This is a genomic window from Alcanivorax jadensis T9 (assembly GCF_000756655.1).
GTDB lineage: Bacteria > Pseudomonadota > Gammaproteobacteria > Pseudomonadales > Alcanivoracaceae > Alcanivorax > Alcanivorax jadensis.
In genome coordinates, this window is sequence record NZ_ARXU01000004.1 from 52,145 (window position 1) to 77,445 (window position 25,301).

16 protein-coding genes and 1 tRNA gene are annotated in these 25,301 nt (G+C 61.1%); 11 read left to right on the top strand and 6 right to left on the bottom strand.

Annotated elements, in window-relative coordinates; all coding sequences use genetic code 11:
- Positions 1-49: 49 nt before the first annotated feature.
- The 9 genes from T9A_RS07050 to T9A_RS07090 all read left to right on the top strand — a co-directional run bounded on the left by T9A_RS07050 (position 50) and on the right by T9A_RS07090 (position 10,228).
- A complete protein-coding gene (locus T9A_RS07050; protein ID WP_035246400.1) occupies positions 50-1,174 on the top strand; it encodes an acyl-CoA dehydrogenase family protein in 1,125 nt (374 codons plus the stop codon).
- A gap of 103 nt (positions 1,175-1,277) precedes the next feature.
- A complete protein-coding gene (locus tag T9A_RS07055; RefSeq protein WP_035246402.1) occupies positions 1,278-1,904 on the top strand; it encodes a TetR/AcrR family transcriptional regulator in 627 nt (208 codons plus the stop codon).
- 132 nt (positions 1,905-2,036) lie between these two features.
- A complete protein-coding gene (locus tag T9A_RS07060; protein WP_052042586.1) occupies positions 2,037-2,954 on the top strand; it encodes an oxygenase MpaB family protein in 918 nt (305 codons plus the stop codon).
- Entirely contained in the window at positions 2,941-4,608 is a 1,668-nt protein-coding gene (locus T9A_RS07065) for a class I adenylate-forming enzyme family protein (protein ID WP_035246404.1), read from the top strand. The genes T9A_RS07060 and T9A_RS07065 overlap by 14 nt, the downstream gene beginning before the upstream one ends.
- 145 nt (positions 4,609-4,753) lie before the next feature.
- Entirely contained in the window at positions 4,754-6,397 is a 1,644-nt protein-coding gene (locus T9A_RS07070) for a lipoprotein insertase outer membrane protein LolB (protein WP_035246406.1), read from the top strand.
- A complete protein-coding gene (locus T9A_RS07075) occupies positions 6,397-6,930 on the top strand; it encodes an FMN-binding protein (RefSeq protein WP_035246408.1) in 534 nt (177 codons plus the stop codon). Before T9A_RS07070 ends, T9A_RS07075 begins: the two co-directional genes overlap by 1 nt.
- 222 nt (positions 6,931-7,152) lie before the next feature.
- Positions 7,153-9,708, top strand: coding sequence for an intermembrane phospholipid transport YdbH family protein (locus tag T9A_RS07080; RefSeq protein WP_232222040.1), 2,556 nt, complete (start codon positions 7,153-7,155; stop codon positions 9,706-9,708).
- On the top strand, positions 9,705-9,893 hold the full coding sequence (locus tag T9A_RS07085) for a YnbE family lipoprotein (RefSeq protein WP_035246412.1): 189 nt from the start codon (positions 9,705-9,707) through the stop codon (positions 9,891-9,893). Before T9A_RS07080 ends, T9A_RS07085 begins: the two co-directional genes overlap by 4 nt.
- Positions 9,894-9,904: 11 nt before the next feature.
- On the top strand, positions 9,905-10,228 hold the full coding sequence (locus T9A_RS07090; protein ID WP_035246414.1) for a YdbL family probable chaperone protein: 324 nt from the start codon (positions 9,905-9,907) through the stop codon (positions 10,226-10,228).
- Positions 10,229-10,646: 418 nt separating this feature from the next.
- On the opposite strand, the gene recD is transcribed toward T9A_RS07090, so the two are convergent.
- From recD to T9A_RS07110, 4 genes are all read right to left on the bottom strand, one after another.
- Complete coding sequence (recD, locus tag T9A_RS07095; protein ID WP_035246416.1) at positions 10,647-12,578, bottom strand: exodeoxyribonuclease V subunit alpha; 1,932 nt, start codon at positions 12,576-12,578, stop codon at positions 10,647-10,649.
- 201 nt (positions 12,579-12,779) lie between these two features.
- Positions 12,780-16,373, bottom strand: coding sequence for an exodeoxyribonuclease V subunit beta (gene recB, locus T9A_RS07100; protein ID WP_035246418.1), 3,594 nt, complete (start codon positions 16,371-16,373; stop codon positions 12,780-12,782).
- 381 nt (positions 16,374-16,754) lie between these two features.
- Complete coding sequence (gene recC / locus T9A_RS07105; protein ID WP_035246419.1) at positions 16,755-20,162, bottom strand: exodeoxyribonuclease V subunit gamma; 3,408 nt, start codon at positions 20,160-20,162, stop codon at positions 16,755-16,757.
- A 182-nt stretch (positions 20,163-20,344) separates the two neighbouring features.
- Complete coding sequence (locus T9A_RS07110; RefSeq protein ID WP_052042588.1) at positions 20,345-21,703, bottom strand: KamA family radical SAM protein; 1,359 nt, start codon at positions 21,701-21,703, stop codon at positions 20,345-20,347.
- A gap of 410 nt (positions 21,704-22,113) precedes the next feature.
- Here T9A_RS07110 and T9A_RS07115 point away from each other — a divergent pair, with 410 nt between their 5' ends.
- Together T9A_RS07115 and T9A_RS07120 are read left to right on the top strand one after the other, a co-directional pair.
- Positions 22,114-23,559: a phospholipase D-like domain-containing protein gene (locus tag T9A_RS07115; protein WP_035246421.1), complete on the top strand. Its 1,446-nt coding sequence runs from the start codon at positions 22,114-22,116 to the stop codon at positions 23,557-23,559.
- A gap of 203 nt (positions 23,560-23,762) precedes the next feature.
- On the top strand, positions 23,763-24,503 hold the full coding sequence (locus T9A_RS07120; RefSeq protein WP_035246423.1) for an START domain-containing protein: 741 nt from the start codon (positions 23,763-23,765) through the stop codon (positions 24,501-24,503).
- Here T9A_RS07120 and T9A_RS16825 read toward each other — a convergent pair.
- Together T9A_RS16825 and T9A_RS07125 are read right to left on the bottom strand one after the other, a co-directional pair.
- Positions 24,460-24,636 (bottom strand): PLDc N-terminal domain-containing protein, encoded by a 177-nt coding sequence (locus tag T9A_RS16825; RefSeq protein ID WP_084573421.1) that lies wholly within the window; start codon positions 24,634-24,636, stop codon positions 24,460-24,462. The genes T9A_RS07120 and T9A_RS16825 overlap by 44 nt on opposite strands.
- Positions 24,637-24,864: 228 nt before the next feature.
- Positions 24,865-24,941 (bottom strand) — tRNA-Arg (locus tag T9A_RS07125).
- Positions 24,942-25,301 lie beyond the last annotated feature (360 nt).

Consider the following 25,301-nt stretch of genomic DNA (forward strand, 5'->3'; position numbering starts at 1 on the left):
CTCCAACGGTGGGAAGGGGTGAGGCCCCGCCCGGGAATGGAGAACAACGATGAATTTTCAGTTGAGTGAAGAACAGCAAATGCTGGCGGACAGCGCCAAGCGGTTTGTGCGCGACAACAGTGATGTGGAAAAACATCGCCAAAATAAAAAGCTGATGCCACTGGATGCGGCCACCTGGCAGCAGTTTGCCGATCTGGGCTGGCTGGCGGTGCCGTTCGAGGAAGAGCATGGCGGCCTGGGCATGGGCCAGCTGGAAACCATGGTACTGCTGGAAGCCCTGGGCGAGGGCCTGATCATGGCGCCCTATATTGCCACCGTGGTGCTGGGCGGCGGTTTTCTGCGCCAGGCCAGCGCGGCCCAGCAGGCGGAAACCATTCCCGCCTTGCTGGAAGGCAAGCTGCAGGTGGCCTTTGCCGCGGAAGAGTACGAGCGGGTGTTCACCCTGGAAAACACCGCCATGGCTGCCGAGGTGCAAGGCACTGACGTCGTGCTGAACGGCATCAAGAGCTGCGTGATGAACGGCGACCAGGCGGACCTGCTGGTGGTGCTGGCGCGCACCGGTGGCCAGCCCGGTGATCAGGATGGCCTTAGCCTGTTTCTGGTGGATGCCAATGCGCCAGGTGTGGAGCGGGTGGCCCACCGCACCGTGGACGGTCGCCAGGGCGCGGAGATTCGCTTCAATCAGGTGAAAGTATCCGAGGCTGCACGTATCGGTGAACTGAACGGCGGCTATGCCATCGCCCGGGATGTGCTTCATGAAGGCCTGCTGGCCCTGTCGGCGGAATCCGTGGGCAGCCTGTCTGTGCTGCTCAATGAAACCGTGGAATACAGCAAGACCCGCAACCAGTTCGGCATGCCCATCGGCAAGTTCCAGGTGCTGCAGTTCCGCATGGCGGACATGTTCATCGCCATGGAACAGACCCGCTCCTTGCTGTTGGCCGCCACCCTGAAAACCGTGGAAGGCCATGATGATGCTGCCAAGGCCGTGCATGCCATGAAGGCCCAGCTGGGCCGGGCGGGGCGCAAGATTGCCCAGGAAGCGATCCAGATTCACGGTGGCATGGGCATGACCGATGAGCTGGGCGTGGGCCATTATGTGAAGCGGGTGACCGGTGTGGATGGCCTGTTCGGCAATGCGGATGTGCACCTGATGGCCATGGCTCGGTCGGCGTAAGGGCGTCCTGTTGCGGGTGGGCGAGTCCGGGATCGGATTTGCCGACCACGGTGACCATGCGGTATAAGCCATGGAAACCATCGGGCACACACCGGGAGTCTGAATGTCACGTAACGCGGCCGCGTCGAAAACCCTGCTGAAAAACCTGCAGGTGCCGGAAGGCGACAAGACCTACGAGAAAATCCTCGATGCGGGTCTGGCCCTGTTTGTGGAATTCGGCCTGCGCCGCACCACCATGGAAGATGTGGCCGGCAAGGCCGGTATCGGCCGGGCCACGGCCTACCGCCGGTTTGCCGACAAGGACCAGTTGATCCAGGTGGTGATCCTGCGTGAGTGTCAGCAACAGCTGGCCAGGATCGAAGCGGAACTGGCACAGATCGACAACGGTGTGGAACGGGTGCTGGAATCCTTTGTGCTGGCGGTGACCCGGGCCCACCACCACCCGCTGCTGCAGCGGCTGCTCACCTCCGAGCCGGAAACCATCTTGCCGATTCTTACCCAGCGCCTGTGGCAGATGATGGGGTTTTTCCGAATGTACATGGCCAGCATGCTGGACCAGGAGCAGGAGAAGGGCGCCATTCGCAAGCAATCGTCCGAGGCCCTGGCCGAGCTGATGCTGCGCCTGACCCAGTCCATGGTGCTGTCGCCGGACGGCGTGATGAACCCGGCCAACGAGGCCGGTGTGCGCCAGTGGGCCAATGACTATCTGCGCCCGCTGCTGACCCCCTGACATTATGTTCCTTACCTTGACCAAAACGCGCTAAACAGAAACGCGAAAACTGTGTGATGCGCTTGTCTGTGTGATCAATTGAGACGTATTTTAATATTTGTCTCAATCGAGTATGCATCGACAGGATTTGCCATGACACAAACGGCCACTGACACACCGCGCGATATCCCTCAGCCCCTGGGCCCGGATTCCTACACCTGGCAGGACTTCGGCTCCTGGCGTTTTCATCTGATGCTGCCCCAGGCCTTCGTGCTGCAGGTGGCGCACCCGATCATTGATGCCGGAGTGGGCGAGCACTCGGTCTACAAGACCGACCCCTGGGGGCGCGCCAAGCGGTCCACCGAACTGCTCTGGCCTATCGTCTATGCGCGCCCGCAGAAAGCCATCGAAATGGGCATCAAGCTGCGCGACCTGCACCGCACCATCAAAGGCGTGGACAAGCACGGCAACAAGTACTTCGCCCTGGACCCGGAAGCCTACAGCTGGGTGCACATCACCGGCTACGACGCCACCATCCGCATGCATGAAATGCTGGGCAAGTCGCCCACCGCCGAACAACGCCGGGCCATGTTTGTGGAGTGGCGGCAGCTGGGCAAGATGATGGGCATTCGCGACCAGGACCTGCCTGCCACGGAAAGCGACTACTGGGCCTATTTCCACGGCATCATCCGCGACCGCCTGGAGTGGGGCGAGGTGGTTCAGGACCTGATGAGCCCGGAACATTATCTGGAAATTCCCAAGCCGCCGGGCAGCCGCATTCCCGATACGGCCTGGGGCCTGATCCTGATTGTTATGGGGCGCTTCATGCGTTTCAACCTGCGCGCCACCTTGCCGCATCAGTTCCGGGAAAAATTCCAAATCCCCTGGAGCAAGACGGACCAGCGATTGTTCCGTGCCTGGTGTGGCGTCTACCGCGTGCTGCATGCACTGACACCGAAAAAGCAGCGGCTAATTCCCCTGGCTCGCAATGCCTACCGCGACGCCGAGCGTCACCCGGACGCCTATCACCTCAACACTATTCCCGAAGGTGCCCACTATGACATCGGATAACCGCCCCTGGCTGTCCACCTATGAATCCCTGGGTTACGACTGGCATTCGTTGCCGGCGTTGCCCGAGAAAACCCTGTCCGATTATGTTCGCGACTACGCGGAACAGTTTCCCGACCGGGAAGCCCTGGTGTTCCTGGGCAAGGCGATCAGCTACCGGCAACTGGATAATCTGGCCGATCGCATGGCGGCACTATTTGCCGCCCAGGGTGCCAAGGCCGGCGATGTGCTGGGCCTGCAGATGCCCAACACGCCCCAGTATGTAGTGGCCTTTATCGCGGCGGCCCGGTTAGGCATGGTCAGCACCAGTATTTCCCCGCTGATGACGCCGCCGGAAATTACCCATCAGGCCAATGATGCCCAGGTGAAAATCCTGCTCACGCTGATGCCGTTCTGGCAGACCTCGGTGCCGCCGGTGCTGGGCAAGGTGGACACCCTGAGCACGGTGATCGTCTCCGGCCCCATGGACCTGATGACCGGGCAGGGCGAGGCCCTGGAAGAGACTCACGAAGGCGTGCAGGTGATCTCCCTGCATGATCACCTGCCAGACACCGCCGAGCCGGTGAACACGCACGTGGATATGGATGCAGTGCTGTACCTGCAGTACACCGGCGGCACCACAGGCCTGCCCAAGGGCGCCCGGCTGACCTCGCGCAACCTGTTCATGAACAACCTGCAGGCCAATGTCTTTTACGGTTACCGCACCGGCGAGGAAACCGTGGCCTCCGCGTTTCCCCTGTTTCATATCGGTGGCGCGGCAGTGGTGTTCAATGCCCTGCGTACTGCGTCCACCTTTCTGTTGATTCCTGACCCTCGCGATATCGATCACTTCGTTGCCGAAATGACAGCGCGAACGCCCACGGTACTGGCGGCGGTGCCGGCGCTGTATCAGATGCTGTGTGCCAACGAGACCTTCAAGAGCCTGGATTTCAGCGGCCTGCGCATGGCTATTTCCGGGGCGGCGCCCTTTGCCAGGGAAGAAGTGCAACGGCTGGAAAGTGTGATCGGCAAGAACAAGTTCTGCGAAGTCTACGGCATGACCGAAACCAGCCCGGTGATCACCCTGAACCCGGCCTCCCACTTCAAGGAAGGCCATGTGGGCATTCCCCTGCCGGGCACGGAGGTGCGCATCGTGGATGTGGACACTGGCAAAACGATGCCCCTGGGTGAGCCCGGGGAAATCATCGCCGCCGGCCCCCAGGTGATGCAGGGCTATCTGGCCATGCCCGAGGCCACGGAAAAAGCCCTGCAGGAGATCGGCGGTAAGCGCTGGATGCACACCGGGGATATCGGCGTCATGGATGAAGATGGCTTTGTCCGCGTCTGTGATCGCAGCAAGGACATGCTGATTGTCGGTGGCTACAAGGTGTTTTCCGTGGAAGTGGAAGGCAAGGTGCAGAGCCTGCCTTGGGTGAGCATGTGCGCCGTGGTGGGTCGCCCGGACAGTAACCGCCCCGGCAACGAAATCGTGCAGCTTTATGTTGAACGCAGCGCAGATTGCGACAAGAGCGAAACCGATCTGAAGGCAGAGCTGGACAGTTTCTGCCGGGAAAACATGTCGCCCTACAAGGTGCCGAAGGAAGTGTTCTTCCTGGATGCCATTCCGCTCACCTCCGTGGGCAAGATCGACAAGAAAGCGTTGCGGAAAACCGCCTAGCTTGAAACGTAGGGTGCACTGAGCCTAAGGCGAACTGCACCGACCCAAGGCCTATGTGGTGCAGTTCGCCTTAGGCTCAGTGCACCCTACGGGAAAGGCTGGCGATATTTTTTACCCATACCAATAACGATAAAGGGTCACGACCATGACAAAAATAACGCTGCAACATAGCAAGGTGATCCTGCTGGGCATGCTGCTGGTTCTGCAGGGATGCTCGGCGTTCAAGGCATCCCACTTCGTGCCGGAATCTGCAGAGAACATGCGCGAGTGGGAAGTGGAAGGGCGCTTTGTACTGCGGGCAGACAGCACCGTCAGCAAAAGCCATTTTGCCTTCCGGCAGATCGGCGAGGAGTACGCCCTGTCCATTCTCATGGAGGAACCGGTGGGCGAACCCAAAGTCATCATTCACGGCAACGTCTATGAGCCGGACAGTGAAACCGTGGATGTGATCGGTGGGGCGGAGGCCATGAACGTGGCCGAGCATCTGCAGGCGCATATTCGTGCCGGCAATCTGTCCTACTGGCTGCGGGGTCTGCCGGCCACCGCCGATGCGGTGGTGTATCAGGAAGATCTGGACCGGGTGGATCGTATCGAGGAAGCCGACTGGGATATCGACTACAAGGAATATATGGCGGTGCAGAATTACCTGTTGCCGTCGGAAGTGAAGTTCAAGGGTGAGCAGGGGTCGTTCACCCTGGATATGGTGCGCGCGGAAACCGCTTATCTGACCAGCCCCTGTGGGCAGAATGTGTCGGCTAGTGAGCTTGAGTCGCCGCCGGAAAATAACGCCGTACAGGATGCAGTGAGACAACTGGTACCCAGCGACGGTAGTCCGCCGATTCCCCGCTGGGTGGACGAAGCCGCCTTCTGCCGGCAACTGGTGAAGGTCCACGGCAAGATCCCGGACTCCCGCGTGGGTTTGTACGGGCCGGAATCCATGATGTGGAAGCTGTCCCGGGCGGGGATGCCGGGAGCCTTCGGTGCCGGCCGGGCGCTGCTGTTGCAACTGGCCCATCCCTGGGTCACTGCCAGCATCGATGAGCATTCGGTAGTGCGCGATGATCCGCTGGGCCGGGCTCGTCGCACCTTCCAGCATGTGGGCACCATGGTGTTCGGCAGCATGCCCCAGGTGATGACCTCGGCCAATCAGGTGCGTGATATCCACGAGGAAATCGAAGGCGAGGTGCCGATGGATTCCGGCGCTTTCAAACGGGGCAGTGAATACCGGGCCAACGAAGTGGCGGCCATGATCTGGGTCCATGCCACCCTGTGGGAAACCTTGGCCTACATGTACGAAAAAATGGAAGGCGAGCTGACCCTGGCAGAGAAGGATCAGTTCTACGAAGAAACCAAACTGTTTGCCATGCTGTTCGGTGTGCCGGAACAGGCCCTGCCGAAAGACTGGAATGCCTTCATGGCATACAACCGCGCCATGTGGGCCAGCCCCCAGCTCACCGTGGCGGAAAACGGTATTCGCCTGAAGGAAGACCTGTTCGACCCGCGCTCCATCTGGATGATCTTCCCGTTGTGGGTGCAGGAGCAAGTCACCGCCGCCAATCTACCGCCGCGTATTCGGGATGAATTTGAAATGAAATACGGCTGGTGGCAGAAGTTCAACAACGCCTGGATCATGGGCGGCGCCAAGGTCACCCAGTGGATGTTGCCCAAGAGCCTGGAACGCAACCCGCTGTATCATGAAGCCAATGCACGGCTGGAAGGCGAGCGGGTGGGGGGCTATAACCAGTTCCTGATCGAGGCGCTGCTGGACAAGGAGCGGTTGGTTAACTGATGCCAAGAGTCATCGCACTGCTACTGATGCTCGGGCTGGCGGCAACGCTGCCGGCCTATGAGGTGCAGATCCGTCACCTCAGTCAGCCGGATTTTCTGCAGCAGGTGTTTGCTGACCAGGAGCCGCAAGCGGGCTTGCTGCCCTTGCGTGGCGAACTGCGCGAGCGGGTGACAACGGTGTTGGGCCACCCCTATCGGGGCCTGCGTCTGCGCTACTGGCATACCGATACAACCAGCGCCTGGATCATCGACGAAAAAAGCAAGGACATGCCCATGACCGTGGGTGTAGCCGTGGGGCCAGAGGGGATTGTGGATCTGGAGATCCTGGTCTACCGGGAACCCCGTGGTGGCGAAGTGCACCAGGCGTTTTTCCGTCGCCAGTATCGCGGTATGACTCTTGGTGAAAACGATGCCCTGTCCGGCCAGGTGGACGGCATCACCGGCGCCACCCTGTCCGTGGACGCTACCAGCCGGGTAGCCGCCATGGCATTGGTGTTGCATCAGGCGGTGATGGAAGGCGCCTCTTCACCATAATCACACTACCCCCCCGTTGGAGCCTTGCTCGCAAGGCGAAGGGGGTCGGGGTTGCTTCGGGCCTTCGCCTTGCGAGCAAGGCTCCAACGGGGGGGGGGGTAGGCAGTTGCCAGAACCCCGCCAAGCCACCACTATCGAACCATTGTTGCTGCACTGGCTTTAACCCACATGGTTCGATTCTTTCCGCCTGTTGTTCGAGGCCTTGGTTATGCGTTGCTGCTCGTGCTGTTTCTGGCACTGGTGGCGGCGGGCTGGCTGTATAGCCAGGGCCTGCGCGTGAGCAAACCGGGCTGGGACAACGGCCTGACCCTGGCCCATTGGCGTTGGCAGCCGGACGATTGCGCCCCCGTGGCGGGTGAGAACCTGGTGCTACGCGATCTCTTTCCCCTCACCGTCCACACGCGGACGGTCACTCTCACCACCTGTGACAGCGGTGCGGACGATGACAGTGTTGTGATGCCGGACTCCTTGCCTTGGACGCCCCCCTTTGTGCTTTCCATCGATACCTTGTTGTTGCCCGCGATGGGGGAGGTAACGCCACCACAGTTGCAGGTAGCGGCCCGTCAGCAACAGCAGCACTGGTTGGTAAAAGTGGAGAGCACAGGAAGCCATCTGAAGGCGGAATATGAGCGTGATGACGGGCAGTGGTCGTTGCACGGCAACGGTGCGTTGAATGAATGGCTCACGGACTGGCAGGGCACATGGCAGCTTGAAGGCGATGGTGTATGGCAGGGACAACCCGCTGGCACCCTGAGCGCAACCCTGCAGGATGCCGGTCTGCAATCTCAGCCGCAAAAAGCCGACCTGGCGATGAAGGCCCGCTTTGCCGGTGAGCAGTGGCAGGCTGACATGAGCCTCACCGAGCCGTTGTCGCTCAATGAGCAATGGCTGCTGGCGATTCCGGAACCGTTATCCCTGCAAGGGGAGGGTGTCGCCCTGTCTCAAGCCCGTGGGCAGTTTCAGTTTCAAGGGCCACAAGGGCAGATTCATGTTGCCGCCCGCAGCGATGACAGTTCCGTGGAGCAGGGTGCCGGACAGGTCACGTTGACGGGGCCGCAGCTGGATGGGCAGCTAGATTTTCAGTGGCAGGATCGAATGCTGACCCTGTCGCCGGCAAGCCTGGCGTTACCGGAAAAGCTTTCCGCCCGTTGGGAGCAACCTCTGAGCGTGCCCATGACGCTGGAGGGCGGCACGGAGTTGCCGGTGGTGCTGGGTTATCAAGACCTGCGCCTGCAAGCCAGCCCCAGCCGGCTCCAGTGGCAGGGCAAACACTGGCAGTGGCAGGGAGCGCTGGCGTTGCAGGGCCGTTGGCAAGGGTTCCGGCTGGATGGCCACTGGCAGGGCCAGGCCGCCAGCGATGGCTTGAAGGGCAAGCCGATTACCCTCAACGCTCGAAATGGCGACGATCGTCTGGCCTTCCGCTTGCCGCTGGAATCCCTGCATCGGGCACCCTACGGCGGCAAAGCCACGGTGAAAGGCCAGTACGCCGACTATCCGCTCGATGGCAGCGTGTCGTTCCGCCAGGCCGATGACGGTTGGCAGGGCACGCTGTCGGCCACGTCATCCATTCCCGACTATGACCGGGGCGGTGATGTTTCCCTGCAGGTGCCATGGCACCTGAAAGACAGTGCCGTGGTGCTGGCGGATGGCAGTCGATTGTCGGTAAGCGAAGGGCTGGTGGAACAGGTGCTGCTGCGCCCGCTCACCGTGACGGCCAGCGGCCCGGTAACGGTGAGCAGTGCCGGGGCCCATGGTCATGTGCAACTGCGCAGTGGCGGCCTGCTGGCGGCCCGCTGGCGGTTGCCGGTGGTGGCAGGCAGCGCCCGACTGATCGGCAAAAAAGTCACGGCACGGCTGACCATTGCCGATTGGCAAAGCGAGCTGACGGCGGATGCCTCTCTGGCAGGTGACGTGCCCCGAGGCAGTTTTCAGGTCCACAGCCAGTTGATCCCGGCTATGGGCCAGGGCCTGGCAATGACGCCACAAGAAGGCACGCTCGCCGGCAAGGGTAGCTGGCAATGGCGTGACACTCTGTCTGCCCAGGGGACAATCCGCCTGGCGGATACGCGAATGGACTGGGGTAGCGTCACGGCCCGGGGGATTCAGGGAGCCATGGAAGGGCACTATCGTGATGGTGCGGTGTCTCTAAAGAGTGTGGGGCCGGTGACAGCGGATACCCTGGATATCGGTACCCCGATCACCGACCTGTCCCTGCAGGTGGAAAGCGACCTGACCCGTTGGCAGTTCAGCGATATCCAAGCCGATCTGCTCGGCGGTTCCCTGCGTTCGCCGGCGCTGGACTGGCCCTCACCCCGGCCCCAGCCGGTGGTGATTACTCGCATTGATCTGGAGCAGGTGGCTGCCCTGCAGAATCCGCCGGCGGTGTTTCTGGATGGACGTGTTGGGGGCTATGTGCCTTTGCAACTGGGTACGGATTTTCTGGTCGTAGAAGGGGCGAGGCTGGCTAACGAGGAAACCCTGTCTCTGCGTATTCCACCGTCATCCAGTGTGCAATCCATGGCCGGCTCCAATCAGGCGGTGAAACTGGCACTGGACAGTCTCAGTGTGCTGACCATTCCGGATTTTCAGGCCCGCATGAATATGGACCGGGAAGGCTGGCTGGATGCCGCGGTGACGATCAAGGGTCGTAATCCGCAGAGAAATAATCTGCCGGTGGTGTTTAACTACACCCATCGGGAAAACATGCTGGTGCTGATGCGCAGCCTGCGTATTGGCGATGATATAACCGAGAAACTGCGCACGGAGAGAAGCCAATGAAAAACCTCGCGCCGGGTTTGTTGCTGGCGGCGGCCATGCTGCCCGCCTGCACACCGACGGTGGCACTCAAGGCACCGGAAGAGCCCATCACCATCAACCTGAACGTGAAGATCGATCATGAAATCCGCCTCAAGGTGGAAAAGGATATCGATCAGTTGTTCAGTGAAGACAGCGACCTGTTTTAGGAGTAGGGACCATGAAGATTGTAAAGACCATGATTGCCACCCTGACCCTGCTGTTGAGCATGGCGGTGTTTGCGCTGGATCTGGATGCGGCGAAAAGCCAGGGCATGGTGGGTGAACAACCGGACGGTTATCTGGGCGTGGTCAAGGCGACCCCGGCTGCTGTGGAACTGGTGGCGGATATCAACCAGAAACGCCGTGATGCCTATGAGCGTATCGCCAAGCAGAATGGCATCACCCTGGATCAGGTGGCGCGCCTGGCCGGCCAGAAGGCCATCGACAAGACCGATGCCGGTGATTATGTGCGAACCCCGGACGGCCAGTGGGTTACCAAGTAGTGGTAATGCAAGGTCAGCGGTGACCGCATCAGCACCGAAGACTTCGGCGAGAACAAGCCGGTAGCGGATAACAGCACCCGCGAAGGTCGCGCCAAGAACCGCCGTGCGGACATCATCGTGAAAACCGAAAGAAGAAAGCGCAGTTCAAGTAACCGCGTGATTCGGGAAACAAAAAACGGGATGCTTCGGCATCCCGTTTTTTTATGGTCGTTGGTGGAGTTTACGTCTCACTTTTCTACCAAGCGCTCTGTTTGTAGGAGCTTTGCTTGTTCCCCAGGGGATCTGCGACATGCGAACCGCGAAGCGGGGGGGCTGATAACATCAGACGTCGCTAGTGCCTTTGGCGAAATCGGGATAATGTTGCACCGTTTTTTCCTCGCTAAGGCTCGGTTCGCCATGCAAGCATGGCTCCTACAATCTATTTAAAAAGCCGCTCTGCCAACCCCGATGCTCGCCAGGTACGTTTCTTGACGGCGCTGTCCAATACCGCTGGTTTGCCGAATTCAAGCAAGGTGAAACGGTCACGGGCGCGGGTGACGGCGGTGTAGATCAGTTCGCGGGTGAGCAGCGGATGGGGGGCGTCCGGTAACACCAGCAGGGTATGCCTGAATTCCGAGCCCTGGGATTTGTGCACCGTCATGGCATAAACGGTTTCTACCCCGTCCAGGCGGCTGGGGAGTACCCATTTGATGCGACCGTCCGGTAACTGGAAGGCCACTCGCAGCAGCAGCTCCGGTTTGTCATTCCGCTGTTCCAGCAGGGGCAAGGTCAATCCCACATCACCGTTCATCAAGCCCAGCTGATAATCGTTGCGGGTCATCATCACCGGCCGCCCCGGATACCATTCCCTTTCCGGGGCCAGGTCCTGTTGTTGCAGATGGCGGGTGATGCGCTGGTTCAGTTGTTCCACCCCAAAAGGTCCGCTGCGCAGGCCACTGAGCAGTTGCTGGTGGGTGAGCTGCTTGAGTAATCCGGCTGCCCAGCCATCGAAATCCTGTCGTTGTGTGGGCGGCGTTGCTACTGCGTTAAACAGGGCGCGCAAGCCGCCGCTGCCGTTCAGTAGTTGCGTTTCCAGTTGCTGGCCGTCGCTGCGCAGGGGATGGCGATGCAGGCTGTCGTTGTACTGTTGGAACGCCTTGCGCACCTGCGGCAGGTTTTCCTCGTTCACCGCTCGGGCCAGTTCGCCGATGCCGGGGCTGTCCTTGGACCGCCAGTTGGTTCGCAGCATGGCGGTCTGCTGGGCGAGGGCGTTGCCCGGGGCCTGTTCGGTTTCCTGGTAGTTGCTGATGTCGGCGCCGCAGGTGTCTTGGACAAAATCGATGGTGCTCTGTTTATAGCGGCCCTGGTGGGCATGGCGACACAGATCGCCCATCACCGCGCCGGCTTCCACGCTGGCGAGCTGGTCCTTGTCGCCCAGCAGGATCAGCCGGGTGTGTGGGCTGAGGGCTTCAAGCAGCCTGGCCATCATGTCCATGTCGATCATGCTGGCCTCGTCCACCACCACCAGATCCGCGTGCAGCGGGTTGTCGGCGTGGTGACGGAAGTGGCGGCTGTCCGGGCGGGTGCCGAGCAGGCGGTGCAGGGTGGTGACTTCCGTGGGGATGGCGTCGCGTACCGCGGTTACCACGTCGAGTTGTTGCACCTGTTCGCCGATGGATTCGGTGAGCCGCGCCGCCGCTTTGCCGGTGGGAGCGGCGAGGCGAATACGCAGACGCTGGTTGCTCGCCATGGACAGGCTTTGCAGTAGCCCCAGCAGGCGAACCACGGTGGTGGTTTTGCCGGTGCCCGGCCCGCCGGTGATGATACCGATACCGCTGCGGCTGGCCAGGGCGCAGGCCACCTGTTGCCAGTCAGTCTGGTCGTCGGCGCTCGGAAATAATCGGGTCAGGGCGTCGCGCAGGCGCTTGACAGGCAGCGGGCTGACGGTGGCCAGTCGCTGGTCGATGGCCTCGGCCACAGACACTTCCCGAGCCCAGTTGCGGCGCAGGTAAAGGCGGCTGCCGTCCAGCACCAGCGGCGTGTTGCCATCCTGACTCACCAGCGGACTTTGTCGAAGGTCATGCAGCCAGTCGTCCGGTTTTCCGGGCAGCAGGGTCACCAGTTCCGGCGGCGGGCTGGTGCCCCACAGCTGGGTGGCCAGCTGCCGGTTTTTCAGATCCAGACAGAGGTGGCCGCTGGCTTGTTGATTGCTGGTAAAGGCGGCGAGCAGCAGCACTTCGTAGCTTGCCTGGGGGCATTGCTGGTTGAGGAAACGGGCAATGGCCACGTCCAGATCGCGCAGCAGATTGTTGTCGCGCAGCAGAAGCAGTGCGTCTTCCCAGGTGAGGGCGGAGAACAGATCAGTTTGCATGGGCTCTCCTCGCGATTGGCTGATAGAGAGGCCAGATAGCAATGCGCTTCGTAGCTTCACCCTCTCCCTGTCCCTCTCCCCTCAAGGGAGAGGGGACCCTCCAGAGAGGGGCGTGTTTATTAACTCCCCTCTCCCTTGAGGGGAGAGGGGTTGGGGGAGAGGGTGAGACGCTCCATGCGTTGAGATGGTTTGTCATCGCGCTCATTCGTTCCCTCCAAACATCTCATCCAGCGCTTCAATCAACCCTGTCTCCGGCCGATCAAACACCGTGCCCGCTGCTGGCCCTTGCAGGCCGCGCAGGAACACATAGACGGCGCCGCCCAGGTGCTGGTCAGGCTGGTAATCCGGCAGGCGGCTTTTCAGCAGGCGGTGCAGGGCCAGCAGGTAGAGTACGTATTGCACTTCGTAGCGTTTTTCCAGCACCGCATCGGTCATGGCGTCCAGGGTGTAGGCGCTGTCATCCACGCCCAGCCAGTTGGATTTGTAGTCGAGCACGTAGTACTTGCCGTCGTGTTCGAACACCAGATCGATAAAGCCCTTGAGCATACCGTTGAGGGTGTCGGCTTCCAGTCGTGGCCGCGGGTGCTGCGGGTGGATGTGCTGGCGGATCAGGGTGTCCATCTCGGCCACTTTCACCTGGTGGGCGGGGAACACGAATTCCAGTTCCGGCACATAGGTGTGCAGGGTATTGAGGGCGATCTGGTTGTTTTTCAGCGGCAAGGCAGTGGTGACTGCCTGCTTCCACCAGTGGCGGATCACCTGGATGTAATCCTGCCAGCCCCGGGCCTGCAGTTTTTCTTCCACGCTGATTTCAAACTCGGCGGGGTCGGCCAGGGTTTGCGTGAAGCGCTGATTGGCGGCTTGCTCCAGCACATCGTGCAGCAGGGTGCCCGGCGCGGCGCCCCGCGGGAAGGCGTGGATGGTATCCGCTAACGGTTCTGCATCATCGACCAGGGTGTCGTCCTGCTGTTCGGCCAGTTGATCGCCGCGCGGGTCTGCCGGGGCCAGGGTTTCCTGTACCTGTTTGAGCGCACTGTAGCTGGCAATCCACCAGGGTTGCCGTTGCCGGGCCACAGGAATCAGAGGCGTACGCAGGGTCCGCGATTCGGCTTTGGGCTGATAGCATTCCGCGTTGCTGTCCGGCGCCTGAATGATGCTGATCGCATCATGGGCAACCGGTGTCAGCGCGGCACGCAGGCCGTCGTTGGGCACACCAGTGCCGAACAGCAAGCGGCCGATGGCGCTTTTCTCCAGCTGGTTCTGTTTGCCGCGGCCCTTGATGTAGGGGGCCAGTCCCAGGGTGCAGGTGTGGCAGGCGCGGGTCAGGGCCACGTAGAGCAGACGCATGTCTTCGGCGAGCCGTTCATGGTCCGCCTTGTTTTCCACCGTCTCGTCCGGTTCCAGCGAGACATTGAGATGATCGTTTTCGTGGTAGCGCAGCGGCGGCTTGTTCTTGTCCGCCGGGCGGAAGCTGCAGATAAAGGGCAGGTATACCAGCGGATATTCCAGGCCCTTGGATTTGTGGATGGTGATGACCTTTACCCGGTCGTCATCACTTTCCAGGCGCAGGATACTTTCCTTGCTGCTGCCGCGGCCTTCTTCAACGGTATCTTCCAGATAACGGATCAATGACTGTTCGCCATCGAGCTGGGTGGCGGCCTGCTGCAACAGCTCTGCAAGATGCAGCAGGTTGGTCAGGGCCCGCTCGCCGTCCAGGCTCTGGCTGAGCCGGGCGGGCACATGAAAATCCATCAGCAGGCTGCGCAACATGGGCAGCACACCCTGGGTCTGCCATTGCTGGCGATAGCCGTGAAACTGCTCCACGGTTTCTTCCCAGCGCACTTCATCCTGATTGAGGGTATCCAGTTCCGCATAGGCCAGGTCCAGCACTGCACAGGCCAGGGCGCTGCGTACCCGGGTGTCGGATTCCGGGGTGGCGCAGGCGTGCAGGATCAACAACAGGTCATGGGCTTCGGGCTGGGCAAACACGGAATCCTGGTCGGACAGATAGACGCTGCGGACCTGGCGTTCCATCAGCGCATCGCGGATGGCTTTGGCTTCGGTGCGGTCGCGTACCAGGATGGCAATGTCGTTGGGATGCAGGGGCCGGAAGCTGTCGGCTTTCTGGAAGCCGGTGACGCCGTTGGCGGCACCGTTAAGCAGATGGGCAATTTCACTGGCACAGCGGGCCGCCTGCTGATCCCGATACTGGCCAGCGCTGACCGGTTTTTCCTGCTCGTCCACCCACAGGGTAATGCCGGATGTTTCTTTTTTGTCGACTAACAGAACGTCCTTGCGACCGTTGGCTGTTACCGCTTCAAACGGAATGGCGTTGTCCATCATGAACACATCGCCAAAGGTGTTCTGGCTGTAGGTGAACAGATGGTTCACCGCCTTGACCATGGCGTCGGCGCTGCGGAAGTTTTTATCCAGAGTGTAGTGGTTGCCTTCGGTGGCCCGATGGGCTTTCAGATAGGTAAAGACGTCGGCACCGCGGAACGCATAGATGGCCTGCTTGGGGTCGCCGATCATGAACCAGCCGGTGCCTTCTTGCCCTTCATAGAGTGCAGAAAAAATGCCGTACTGGGTCGGGTCGGTATCCTGGAATTCGTCGATCAACGCCACCGGGAACTGGTCGCGGATGACGTGTGCCAGACGCTCGCCGTTGTCGCCTTTCAAGGCATCGTGCAGGCGGCTAAGCATGTCATCGAAGCCCATGGTGGCGGTCTGGCGACGGACCTGGTCCACGCGCCGGTCGATCCAGGCGGCGGCATGGGCGAGCAGGTCGGTGCGGGGCAGAGAGGTGGTTGCCCGGCCTTCCATGACCGCATCCAGCTGCTGGCAGAAGGCAAAGTCCGGGCGGTGATCCTGACCGGCCTTGGTGAGCTTCATGCCTTCATGGGAAAACTTTGCCAGGGTGTCGTAGGCCTTGTCGTTGAGCCGTTCGCCATTGGCGTAGCGCTGCAGGGTCTGCAACATGCCGGGCAGGCTGGTGGTGCGGTAGCTGTTGCCGTTGAGCCACTTGTTGTCGCGGGCGGCGCGTACCCATTCGAGAAAGTCCGGCAGCTCGGCGGCCAGTTGCTGGCGGGCCTGCTGGTCCTTGTCGGCCTGCGGGCCGGTTTGTGTCAGCCAGTGTTTGACGCTTTGCGGTAACGCTTCCGGGTCCGCTTCTTTCAAGCCGAGCAGAGGACGGCAGGCGTCCAGTAAGGCATCCGGATTGCCCAGGTTTTCGCTTTGCAGGGCATTGGCGGCGCTCACTGGGAAATCGGCAATTATCGAGCGCCAGTAATCCCGCGCCGCCATTTGCTGTTCGTCGCTGGCGTCCTCCTGCAACTCCAGGCTGAACAGGCTTCCGGAATCGAAGGCGTGTTGTTTGAGCATGCGGTTACAGAAGCCGTGGATGGTGTAGATGGCGGCTTCATCCATCCACTGGGCGGCGGCATCCAGACGCTGGGCACAACGGGCGCGGTCTTCCGGCTCGCGGTAGTCGTTGAGCAATTCGGCCAGTACCGGGTCGTCGGCGTCTGCATTGGCATCGGCAAAGATGCGCGCGGCATCGGCCAGGCGGTCGCGGATCCGTTCGCGCAGTTCTTCGGTGGCCGCTTCGGTGAAGGTCACCACCAGAATCTCCGGGGGTAACAGTGGCCGCGAGAACGCATTATCGTCGCCGTGACCGAGCACCAGCCGAAGATAAAGGGCGGCCAGGGTAAAGGTCTTGCCGGTGCCGGCGCTGGCTTCGATCAGCCGGGTACCGTGCAACGGGAAGGTAATCGGGAGAGGACGAGTGTTGGTCATGAACTGCCCCCCTCTCCCTGTCCCTCTCCCGCAAGGGGAGAGGGTACCCAATAGAGAGCGCCTCTCAAGGCTGAGAGCAGGGAAGTGACACCAGGCCTTTCTGAGCGGTCCCCTCTCCCTTGAGGGGAGAGGGACAGGGAGAGGGTGAAGCTACGAAGCAGCGTAAGCACAGAAGGCTCAATTCGCCCGGACTTTCTGCCGAAAGAAAGCCGAAACTTGAGTACTAACGCCGTCACAGTAAACCGAATCGCGGCTACGGGACAGTCAGCCTGGTATCGCACTCTCCCGCGTTGCAGCTTGTAGCTTGCAGCTTGCCGCCCATCAACGGTGCAGTTCGCCTTAGGCTCAGTGCACCCTACGAAAACAGGAGAAAGGGTGCGTTCAATTGTCACCATGTTCACTCCATTGGGCGTGCTGGTAGAGCGGGGCATAGAGTTGCTCGGTCCAGTAGGCGAAGGCGCTATCGTCGCCATGGCGGGCAGCCAGCATGCTATCGAAGTCGGCCCAGGCGCGGGCAATGGCCGGTTCCTTGTCCTGCTCGCCGGTGTGCATAAAGCCGGATTCGAACACCTTGCGTGCCTCGTTGTCGCCGTTGTCTTTTTCTTCCCCTTTCAGCCAGGCAAAGGCGGTGGCGCAGGCGATGGGCAGGGGCTCGCACAGGGCTTGCTGCCAGGCGTGGCCCAGTTGATCCAGGCAGTGCTGGGCATCGCTGCGGTTCAGGTGAGGCAGGGTAATGCGGCCATCCTGTCCCTGGATGTGCGTGTTCAGCGGATGCCCGGCGGCGCAGGCGGCCAGGTGCAGGGTCCAGTCCCGGGTGAGCTTGTCGAAGCGCTCTTTCAGCTTGCCGGTGTGCAGCACCAGACGCTGGGCATTGGCGGCGGAGCCTCGCAGGTCGGTGAGCCAGTCTTCCAGTTGTAACGGGCCGGCGCTCAGGCGGATTTCCTGTTGCGGTTGCGGCGCGCCGCTGTCTGCCAGCAGGGCAAAGTACTGTTCCAGTGGTTGTGACAGTGGCATCAGCAGGCTGTCGCGGCTGCCCTCGTCAAAGGGCGCCAGGGGCAGGTCGCCGCTGCCGGCCAGTCGATTCATGGCCTCCGTCATGGCCCCGCCGGCATGCTCCGGGCCAGCGCGCAGGGCCACGCTGAGCAACTGGTCCTGTAGCTGGAAACGTTGCAGGCCATCGAAGGCGAAAGGTTCGCTGTCGTCCAGTACCTGGCGCTGTTGTTTCAGGCGGGCCTTCAGCCGTTGCTCGAAAAAGTGCGCTACCGGCTGCTTGAGAAAACGGCCGAGGGCGGCGCAGGTAATTGGCTCGTCGCTGTCCAGTGGTGGCAGGGGCTGGTCATTGCTGACACGGGTGGCCTGGCCATCGTGGAGGGCACGCCATTCGTTGGCATAGGTGTGTAGGGACTCGTTTAGCTGGATGTCGTTGGCTGCATCCTGCTCAGTGTGGAAGAAGTAGCGGGCGCTGAACGGTTGCAGCGGGTGGGCCACGGTGAGGGCATCCACCGGTTCGCCCTGGTCGGCGTGCCAGCGCTGGTTGATATGATCGCACAGTTGCGCCACCAGCACCGAGGGCGGGCGTTCGCTATTGTCGCGCACGTTGCGGCCGGTCCAGCTGATGTAGAGGCTGTCGCGGGCACTGAGCAGGGCTTCCAGAAACAGGTAGCGGTCGTCGTCGCGGCGGGAACGGTCGCCGGGGCGATAGTTACCCCATTGCCGCATCAGATCGAAATCCATGGGCTGTTGTTGACGGGGGTAGTCGCCGTCCTTCATGCCCAGCAGGCAGACATGGCGGAAGGGAATGGCGCGCATGGGCATCAGGGTGCAGAAGTTGATGCGCCCGGCCATGAACCGTTGCGACAGGCTTTCCGCATTCAGGGCATCGAGCAGGGGGCGGCGGGCCACGGTGAGTGGCAAGGTGCTGTCGAAGTCCGCTTCGGCGCAGGCAGCCAGCCAGTCGTTGAGGGCATCGCGCAGGCCCGCATCCAGGGTCTGGTCGGTTTCGTCCACCGGGGCGAACAGGTTATCCAGTAGCTGGGTGAAGCGTTGTTGCCACTCCCTGGCGCTGGCGTCCTGACGGGATTGCTGCCAGTGGTGTTCCAGGGTGTCGAGCAGGCGCGACAGCCGCCCGGCCAGTTCCGCGCCCAGGCCGGCCACTTCGTCCAGGGGTTCGATGCCCATCCAGGCCGGGCCGTCGCCGAGCAGGTAGCCGGCCAGCATCCGTTTCAGGCCGAAGGCCCAGCTGTTCTGTTCGAAGCCGGGCACGTCCAGGGTCTGGCGTTGCTGGCTGTTAAGGCCCCAACGGATGCGGGCCTGGTCGATCCAGCGAGCCAGTTGTGGCAGGTCGCCTTCGTCGATGCCGAAGCGTTCGCGCACGGCGGGCACATCCAGCAGGTCGAGAATGTCGGTGGCGGTGAAGCGCCACTGGGGCAGGTGCAGCAGGGATTCCACGGCCTGGGCCAGGGGGGACGCGGCACCGGCACTGCGGTCGCTGAGGGTATAGGGCAGATAGCGCGGATCGTCCCGTTCCAGCCGACCGAATACGGCGTCGATGTGCGGTGCATAGGCTTCGATGTCCGGCACCATGACGATCACGTCGCGGGGCTGCAGGCTCGGGTCGTTGCTGAAACGGTCGAGCAATTCATCCTGGAGGATTTCCACTTCCCGTTGGGCGCTGTGGCCGATGCGGAAATGGAGGGAGCTGTCCACTTCAAGTGATGGACGCTGGTCCGGGGCCGGCAGCGGTTCCAGATCGAGAATGTCCTGCTGCAGGTGTTGCAACAGGGTGTGCGGTTCGCGGTTTTCAAACAGATCAATCTGGTTCTGGAAGGCGCTGCGATAACTGTCCGGGTCGTCGTGGTCGTAGAGCAGACCGATAAAGTCCCGGCCCTGTTTGCCCCAGGCGGCCAGCAGTGGATTGACGCGGTTTTCCGGCAGGGCGGTCAGGTGGCGTTTGCGGTTATCCAGTTGGCGGCGCAGCAGTTGTTTGTCTTCGACGATATCTGCCCAGTAATGCTGGCAGGGGTTCTGTACCAGCATCAGGATCTGGCAATGCCGGCTGAGTGCGGCCAACGCTTCCAAAGCCTGCTGGGGCAGAGCGCTGATGCCGAAGATGATCAGCCGGCGTGGCAGGCCCGGCGGAGGCGTGCCCTGTTGTTGAGTGAGCGCGGCCATGAAATCCCGGTGGATGGCGCTGCGGCTGAGGCCTTGTTTGCTGTCATCCATGTCTGCCAGCAGGGCGCGCCACAGATGCGCCTGCCATAGCTGGTTGGTGGGGAAATCATCAAAGGCGTCGCGGTCCTGGGCCTTGCGCAGACGGTCATTGCCGCTTTCCCAGTCCGCCAGCCAGTCGGCCCGATAGACCTGGTAGGCATCGAACAGATCCGCCAGTCGCTCGGCCAACTGGTGGCTTTTGCGGCCATCCACATCGTCGGCGAGAAAATGCCGCAGGGGGCCGAAGTGCTCGTTATGGAGAAGCGTGGGCAATAACCGGTACAGGCGCCACAACAGTCGTGATTTATCGAAGGGCGAGGTGCGCGGCACCTGGGTTTCGCCGAGCACGGTGCGATAGGCGCTCCATAAAAAACGGGCCGGCATCTGGAACTGGAAGCCGGCGCTGATCCCCAGGGCATCCGCCAGTTGCAGTTTCAGCCACTGGGCCATGCCGTTGGACTGCACCAGAAAGGTTTCCGTTTCCAGTGGTGACAGCGGCTCACGCTGCAGCCAGTCGGCCACCAGCTCGGTGAGGGTTTCCAGACGGTTGCCGTGCAGCACCATCAGCCCGTTTTGCATGGATATTCCTTGAGGATAATTACCAAGGGGTAAGCCTAAGGGAGTCGGGGGGAAGGAGGAAGGGCCAGACCGATAAGAGATTTGGCGACACGAAAACGCAAGAGGCCGCGCCCACACTGCGGACGCGGCCTCTTGGCTTTCAAATCAGCTCCACGCTCGCTAGCGTAGCGGTGAACTGATCCTTACTCGTTCTCCATCTCCGCCAGCTCGTCTTCGAAGAAGAATTTCTCTTCGCCGAAGGCCGGTTCCAGATGGTTGAGCCAGGTGGCTTCCTCGTTGTACTTGGCGAAGAAGGGGCGCTGTACCCAGTCGTGGTTACGGCCCTGGATGAAGCGCAGGGCGAACACTTTCTCGCCGTTGATTTCGGTAACGCCCTGGATTTCCACCTTGCCCGGGTGGCTGGACATGCTCGGGCCACGGGCGGTACGGGCGATACCGGATACCTGTTTCATGGCATCGCGGTAGATTTCCCAGGCCTTGGCCAGCGGCACTTCAAAGTAACGACGTGCACCGGTGTCCCGTTCCACAAACATGTAGTAGGGGATGATGCCCAGCTCTACCTGGGTCTGCCACAGGCGAGCCCAGTCGTCGGCGTTGTCGTTGATGTGAGCCAACAGCGGGCCCTGAGCACGGATCACGGCGCCGGTGGCACGGACACGGCGCACGGCTTCCCGGGCGATGTCCGTTTCCAGTTCCTGCCAGTGGTTGTAATGCGCCATCAGTGCCAGGTGTTTGCCACTGGCTTGCACTTCCTGGAACAGGTCCAGCAGGTCCTGGGCATCGTCGTCGGACACGACACGTTGGGGCCAGAAGGTCAGCGCCTTGGAACCGATGCGGATGGTGCGGATCTGTTCCAGTTCCAGCAGCGGCTCGATATGAGCGCGCAGGTTCTTGGTCTTCATTACCAGCGGGTCGCCACCGGTGATCAGCACATCGGTGATTTCCGGGTGCGCCTGGATGTACTTCTTGAGCTGGCCGGCTTCCTTGGTGGCGATCTTCAGATCGTTGTCACCGATGAACTGGGCCCAGCGGAAGCAGAAAGTGCAATAGCTGTGGCACACTTGCCCCTGGCTGGGGAAGAACAGCACGGTCTCGTTGTACTTGTGCTGGACGCCGTCGATCTTCTCGCCGTCCACTTCCGGCATGTTGTGTTCCATCTGCCCGGCGGGGTGCGGGTTCAGGGCTTCACGGACCTCGGCGATGGCTGCCTTGATTTCCGCCTTGTCGCCACCGCGCATGGCGTCAGCCACCTTGTCGAAGTGTTCCGGGGCCAGCATGCCTTTCTGTGGGAAGGTGAGCTGGTAGATGGGATCGTTGGGCACTTTGTCCCAGTTGATCAGTTCGTCGATGACGTATTCGTTGACCCGGAAAGGCAGCACATTGGCAACGACTTCCATGGCAAAGCGGGTCTCGTCGTCCAGGCGTTTGAGTGGCTCGATCTTGTCGAGCTGACGCGCGGTGAATACCTTGAAACGGCGCGGTTCATCAAACTGCGGTTCCGTGCTCTGATGCAGCGGAATGACGGCATTGGTTTCGGGCATGGTATCGCTCCTCATCATGCGCCGGCATGACGACAGAATCGCCAATACCGGTACACTGGTTGCCTACACCAGCGGGATTCGTATTCGGTACTACAGATGGCCAGCGGCAGCTGACGCTGAGTTGGGCCTAATGCCCGTTAACGTGCGCCGATCAGGGTCGGCGCTGAGGACCCGGGACTCACGTCTCCCAGCCTTGTCGGGGAGGACGTACAGCGCGTGGCGGCTGCGGTTGTCCCAAAAAAAGAGGGCGTATTTTAGTGACTTGGGCTGCAAAGCGCAAAGCCGTTGATCTGACTGGTTTTTTGTCGCAATCCGCGGGGCGGCGGGGGATATGCTATGTTGGCCAGATATTGCCGCCCTGGGCGGATTTGAGCTCGTCAGGCGGTAGCTAGGCAAGGAGCGGAAAAGCGTTGGATCTGACATTCTGGAAAAGCCGTTATGGCCAGGGGCTGGCAGTGCTGGAGCCGTTCTGGCCCTATATTGCCGCTGCCATCAGCCTTTTCCTGGCGATCTATGTGACTGCCCATGTGGCGCAAAACAAGCGCGATGCGCGGGCGGCAGCGGCCTGGACCGGGCTGGTGTGGCTGGTGCCCGTGGTCGGCGCAGTACTGTATTTCATGTTGGGGGTGAACCGTATCCAGCGTCGCGCCCGGCAACTCACCGGCGGGCTGATCGACACTGATGATGGCTGGCGGGTGGCCGCAGAAGCGGTGCCCACGGTGCCGCACCTGCAGGTGCTCAGCCGACTGGTAGGGCGCCTGACTCATTTGCCGCTCACCGACGGCAACGAGCTGGCACTACTGGATGCGCCGCAGACCTATCAGGCCATGCTGGACGCGATTAACGGTGCCAGTGAAAGCGTCTACCTGGTGACCTATATTTTCGGCAATGACGCTGCCGGCAAGCCGCTGGTGGATGCCCTGGCCGCCGCGGTTAAACGGGGCGTCAAGGTGAGGGTGCTGATTGATGGCATGGGCGCCCACTACTCCCTGCCGTCGGTGTTCTGGCGCTTGCGCCGTCGCGGGGTGCCGGTGCAGCGTTTCCTGTACTCCCTGGCGCCCTGGCGTATGCCTTATATCAACCTTCGCAACCACCGCAAGATCATGATCGTGGATCGCTCCCTGGGCTTTACCGGGGGCATGAATATCCGTGCTGGCTATCTACATAAACCGGCTCGCACCACGGATCTGCATGCCCGACTTGAAGGGCCGGTGGTCGGCCAGCTGTTGCGAAGCTTCGCCGCCGATTGGGTGTTTACCTGCGGGGAGGTGCTGGAGACCAGCTACCGTGGCCCTGCCCAGGTGGGCGAGGTGCAGGCGCGGGGCATCAGCGCCGGCCCGGATGCGGATTTTGATAAACGCCGGCTTACCCTGCTGGCGGCCATTGGCAGCGCCGAGCAGCGTATCCGGATTGTCACTCCCTATTTCGTGCCGGATCTGACCCTTATGGCGTCCCTGCAGATGGCGATTCTGAAGGGCGTGCAGGTGCAGATCGTGATTCCCCGCAAGAGCAATCTGCGCATGGTGAACTGGGCGAGTCTGCATGCCTTGCGCTGGCTGGTGGGCGAGGGCGCCGAGCTCTATCTGTCGCCGCCGCCGTTTGATCACAGCAAGGTAATGACGGTGGATCAGCACTGGCTGATGCTCGGCTCCGGTAACTGGGACGCCCGCAGCCTGCGCCTGAATTTTGAATTTGATCTGGAATGTTACAGCGACACTCTGACCACCCGGGTGGATAAGATGCTGGATCGCCATATCTTGCTGTCTACCCGCATGGAGCCGGAGCATTTCCGGGACATGGCGCCCTGGCGTCGTTTGCGTAACGCCCTCTCGCATCTGATGGAACCCTATCTGTGACCTGAACCCGTGCGTCAGTTGCCGCCATGACGTACCGGTCAGCGGGGTTTCGAGCGCACCGACTGTGCGACATGTCGCATTTCCAGATTGTCTGTGTCACATTTTTTTCCGTCAGGCAGGTCTGGCGCTGTCAGGCAGGTTATAAAGTGATCACTCGCCGGGCTGTCTCAGGTGCGGCGATGGGGATGCGTCAGGAAAACAGAATGATAATAAAACGACTTTTACTCGGCCTGATCCTGCTGGGCGGCTCCGCCATGTCCATGGCTGACCCGTCAAAATGGGTGCTGGTCACCGACCGCGATGATATCCAGGTTTATCGCCAGGATGACGACAGCTCACGGCTGAAAACCTTTCGCGGGGTGGGTGTGGTGCCGGTGGCAGATTTTAATGCCATTGGTGCCCTGATGGACGATTACGAGGCGGTGGCGTCTTTTATGCACATGGTCTCGGAAATCCGTGACCTGCATCGGGCGTCCCCTTATCAGCGTGATGTCTATGTCACCACTCGCCTGCCGTGGCCGGTGAAGGATCGGGATGCGCCTTTGCGTGTGACTTTTTACCAGGAGCCGGACAGCTACAATCTGGTGATGCCGTTTTCCCTGAATCCGCCGGTATTTCCCGAGCAGTCTGATTATGTGCGCATGCCGCAGATGGAAGGCTATTACCGATTCGAGCCATTGTCGCCGGGGGAGGTGAAGGTAACCATTGAGGTGATACTGGACCCGGGTGGCGCTGTACCGGCCTGGCTGGCGAATATCATTTTGCGGGATATTCCCTATTTCTCACTGCGTCGACTGCGCCGGGTGGTGAACCTGCCCCGTTTTCAGGGAATCTCCCACGGCTACTACCAGACTCCGGAGAGCTGGCAGAAGCCACAGGAAAAGCAGTCGCAGGAGGTCGCTAACGCTTCAGCGGCGAGCCCGGCCCCATCAGCCCCCAGATAATCAGCCCGACAAGCGGTAATACCAGCACCAGCAGCACCCACAGCACCTTGTGCAGGGTTTCCGCGCCGGACTGGATGATCATCACAATGGCATAGATCGCCAGGGCAAGTTGTAGCAGTCCCAGGATTTTCATCAGCAAGATCCTTCTTGTACCCGAATGGAATCCTCAATCTAGAGCAGCCGCTCCATCGGGTAAATCACTGATATGTAAAAGAAGGTCTGATGGCGTTGCGGGTTGTGCCGTCAGGACATCGGCGGCGCCGACCGACCAAACAGTGCGATGGTGGCATCGTTGAATCCCCCGGGTAACGCACAAGCAGCCCGGCAATGGAGCCGATGTGATACGGAACCAGAAAAGAAATGGCGCCCCGAACAGGAGTCGAACCTGTGACCTAGCGCTTAGGAGGCGCTTGCTCTATCCAACTGAGCTACCGGGGCTGAAGAAGTGACGATTGTAAGGACTTTTAGTTGTGGTGCCAGTTTCCGGGGAGCAAGCGACTATTTTATCGGCGCTGACTCGCCCTGCGGGCGCCGGCAAAGCGGCGATATCCGCCTCGCGTTCGTTCGGCCAAAGCACACTTTGGAAATCCCCGACCTCACCCAACTGAGCTACCGGGCTTTGAAGAGGGACGATTGTAAGGACTTTTCGTCGTGGTGCCAGTCCGGGAATAGCGATTGGCTATTATTAACCCGGCAAGGGTTTAGTTCGCTGTAGGAGCGGCGCTTGAGCCGCGAACCCCGCGGCCTTGCTAACCATTCGCGGCTCAAGCGCCGCTCCTACAGCAAAAACAATACAGG

What these genes read in the sequence shown, in the direction of transcription:
- T9A_RS16825 (WP_084573421.1), bottom strand. Translation starts at nt 24,636, where the DNA reads ATGAAAATCCTGGGACTGCTACAACTTGCCCTGGCGATCTATGCCATT.
- T9A_RS07070 (WP_035246406.1), top strand. Translation starts at nt 4,754, where the DNA reads ATGACAAAAATAACGCTGCAACATAGCAAGGTGATCCTGCTGGGCATG.
- T9A_RS07055 (WP_035246402.1), top strand. Translation starts at nt 1,278, where the DNA reads ATGTCACGTAACGCGGCCGCGTCGAAAACCCTGCTGAAAAACCTGCAG.
- T9A_RS07110 (WP_052042588.1), bottom strand. Translation starts at nt 21,703, where the DNA reads ATGCCCGAAACCAATGCCGTCATTCCGCTGCATCAGAGCACGGAACCG.
- recB (WP_035246418.1), bottom strand. Translation starts at nt 16,373, where the DNA reads ATGACCAACACTCGTCCTCTCCCGATTACCTTCCCGTTGCACGGTACC.
- T9A_RS07050 (WP_035246400.1), top strand. Translation starts at nt 50, where the DNA reads ATGAATTTTCAGTTGAGTGAAGAACAGCAAATGCTGGCGGACAGCGCC.
- T9A_RS07085 (WP_035246412.1), top strand. Translation starts at nt 9,705, where the DNA reads ATGAAAAACCTCGCGCCGGGTTTGTTGCTGGCGGCGGCCATGCTGCCC.
- T9A_RS07120 (WP_035246423.1), top strand. Translation starts at nt 23,763, where the DNA reads ATGATAATAAAACGACTTTTACTCGGCCTGATCCTGCTGGGCGGCTCC.
- recC (WP_035246419.1), bottom strand. Translation starts at nt 20,162, where the DNA reads ATGCAAAACGGGCTGATGGTGCTGCACGGCAACCGTCTGGAAACCCTC.
- T9A_RS07065 (WP_035246404.1), top strand. Translation starts at nt 2,941, where the DNA reads ATGACATCGGATAACCGCCCCTGGCTGTCCACCTATGAATCCCTGGGT.
- T9A_RS07075 (WP_035246408.1), top strand. Translation starts at nt 6,397, where the DNA reads ATGCCAAGAGTCATCGCACTGCTACTGATGCTCGGGCTGGCGGCAACG.
- T9A_RS07090 (WP_035246414.1), top strand. Translation starts at nt 9,905, where the DNA reads ATGAAGATTGTAAAGACCATGATTGCCACCCTGACCCTGCTGTTGAGC.
- recD (WP_035246416.1), bottom strand. Translation starts at nt 12,578, where the DNA reads ATGCAAACTGATCTGTTCTCCGCCCTCACCTGGGAAGACGCACTGCTT.
- T9A_RS07060 (WP_052042586.1), top strand. Translation starts at nt 2,037, where the DNA reads ATGACACAAACGGCCACTGACACACCGCGCGATATCCCTCAGCCCCTG.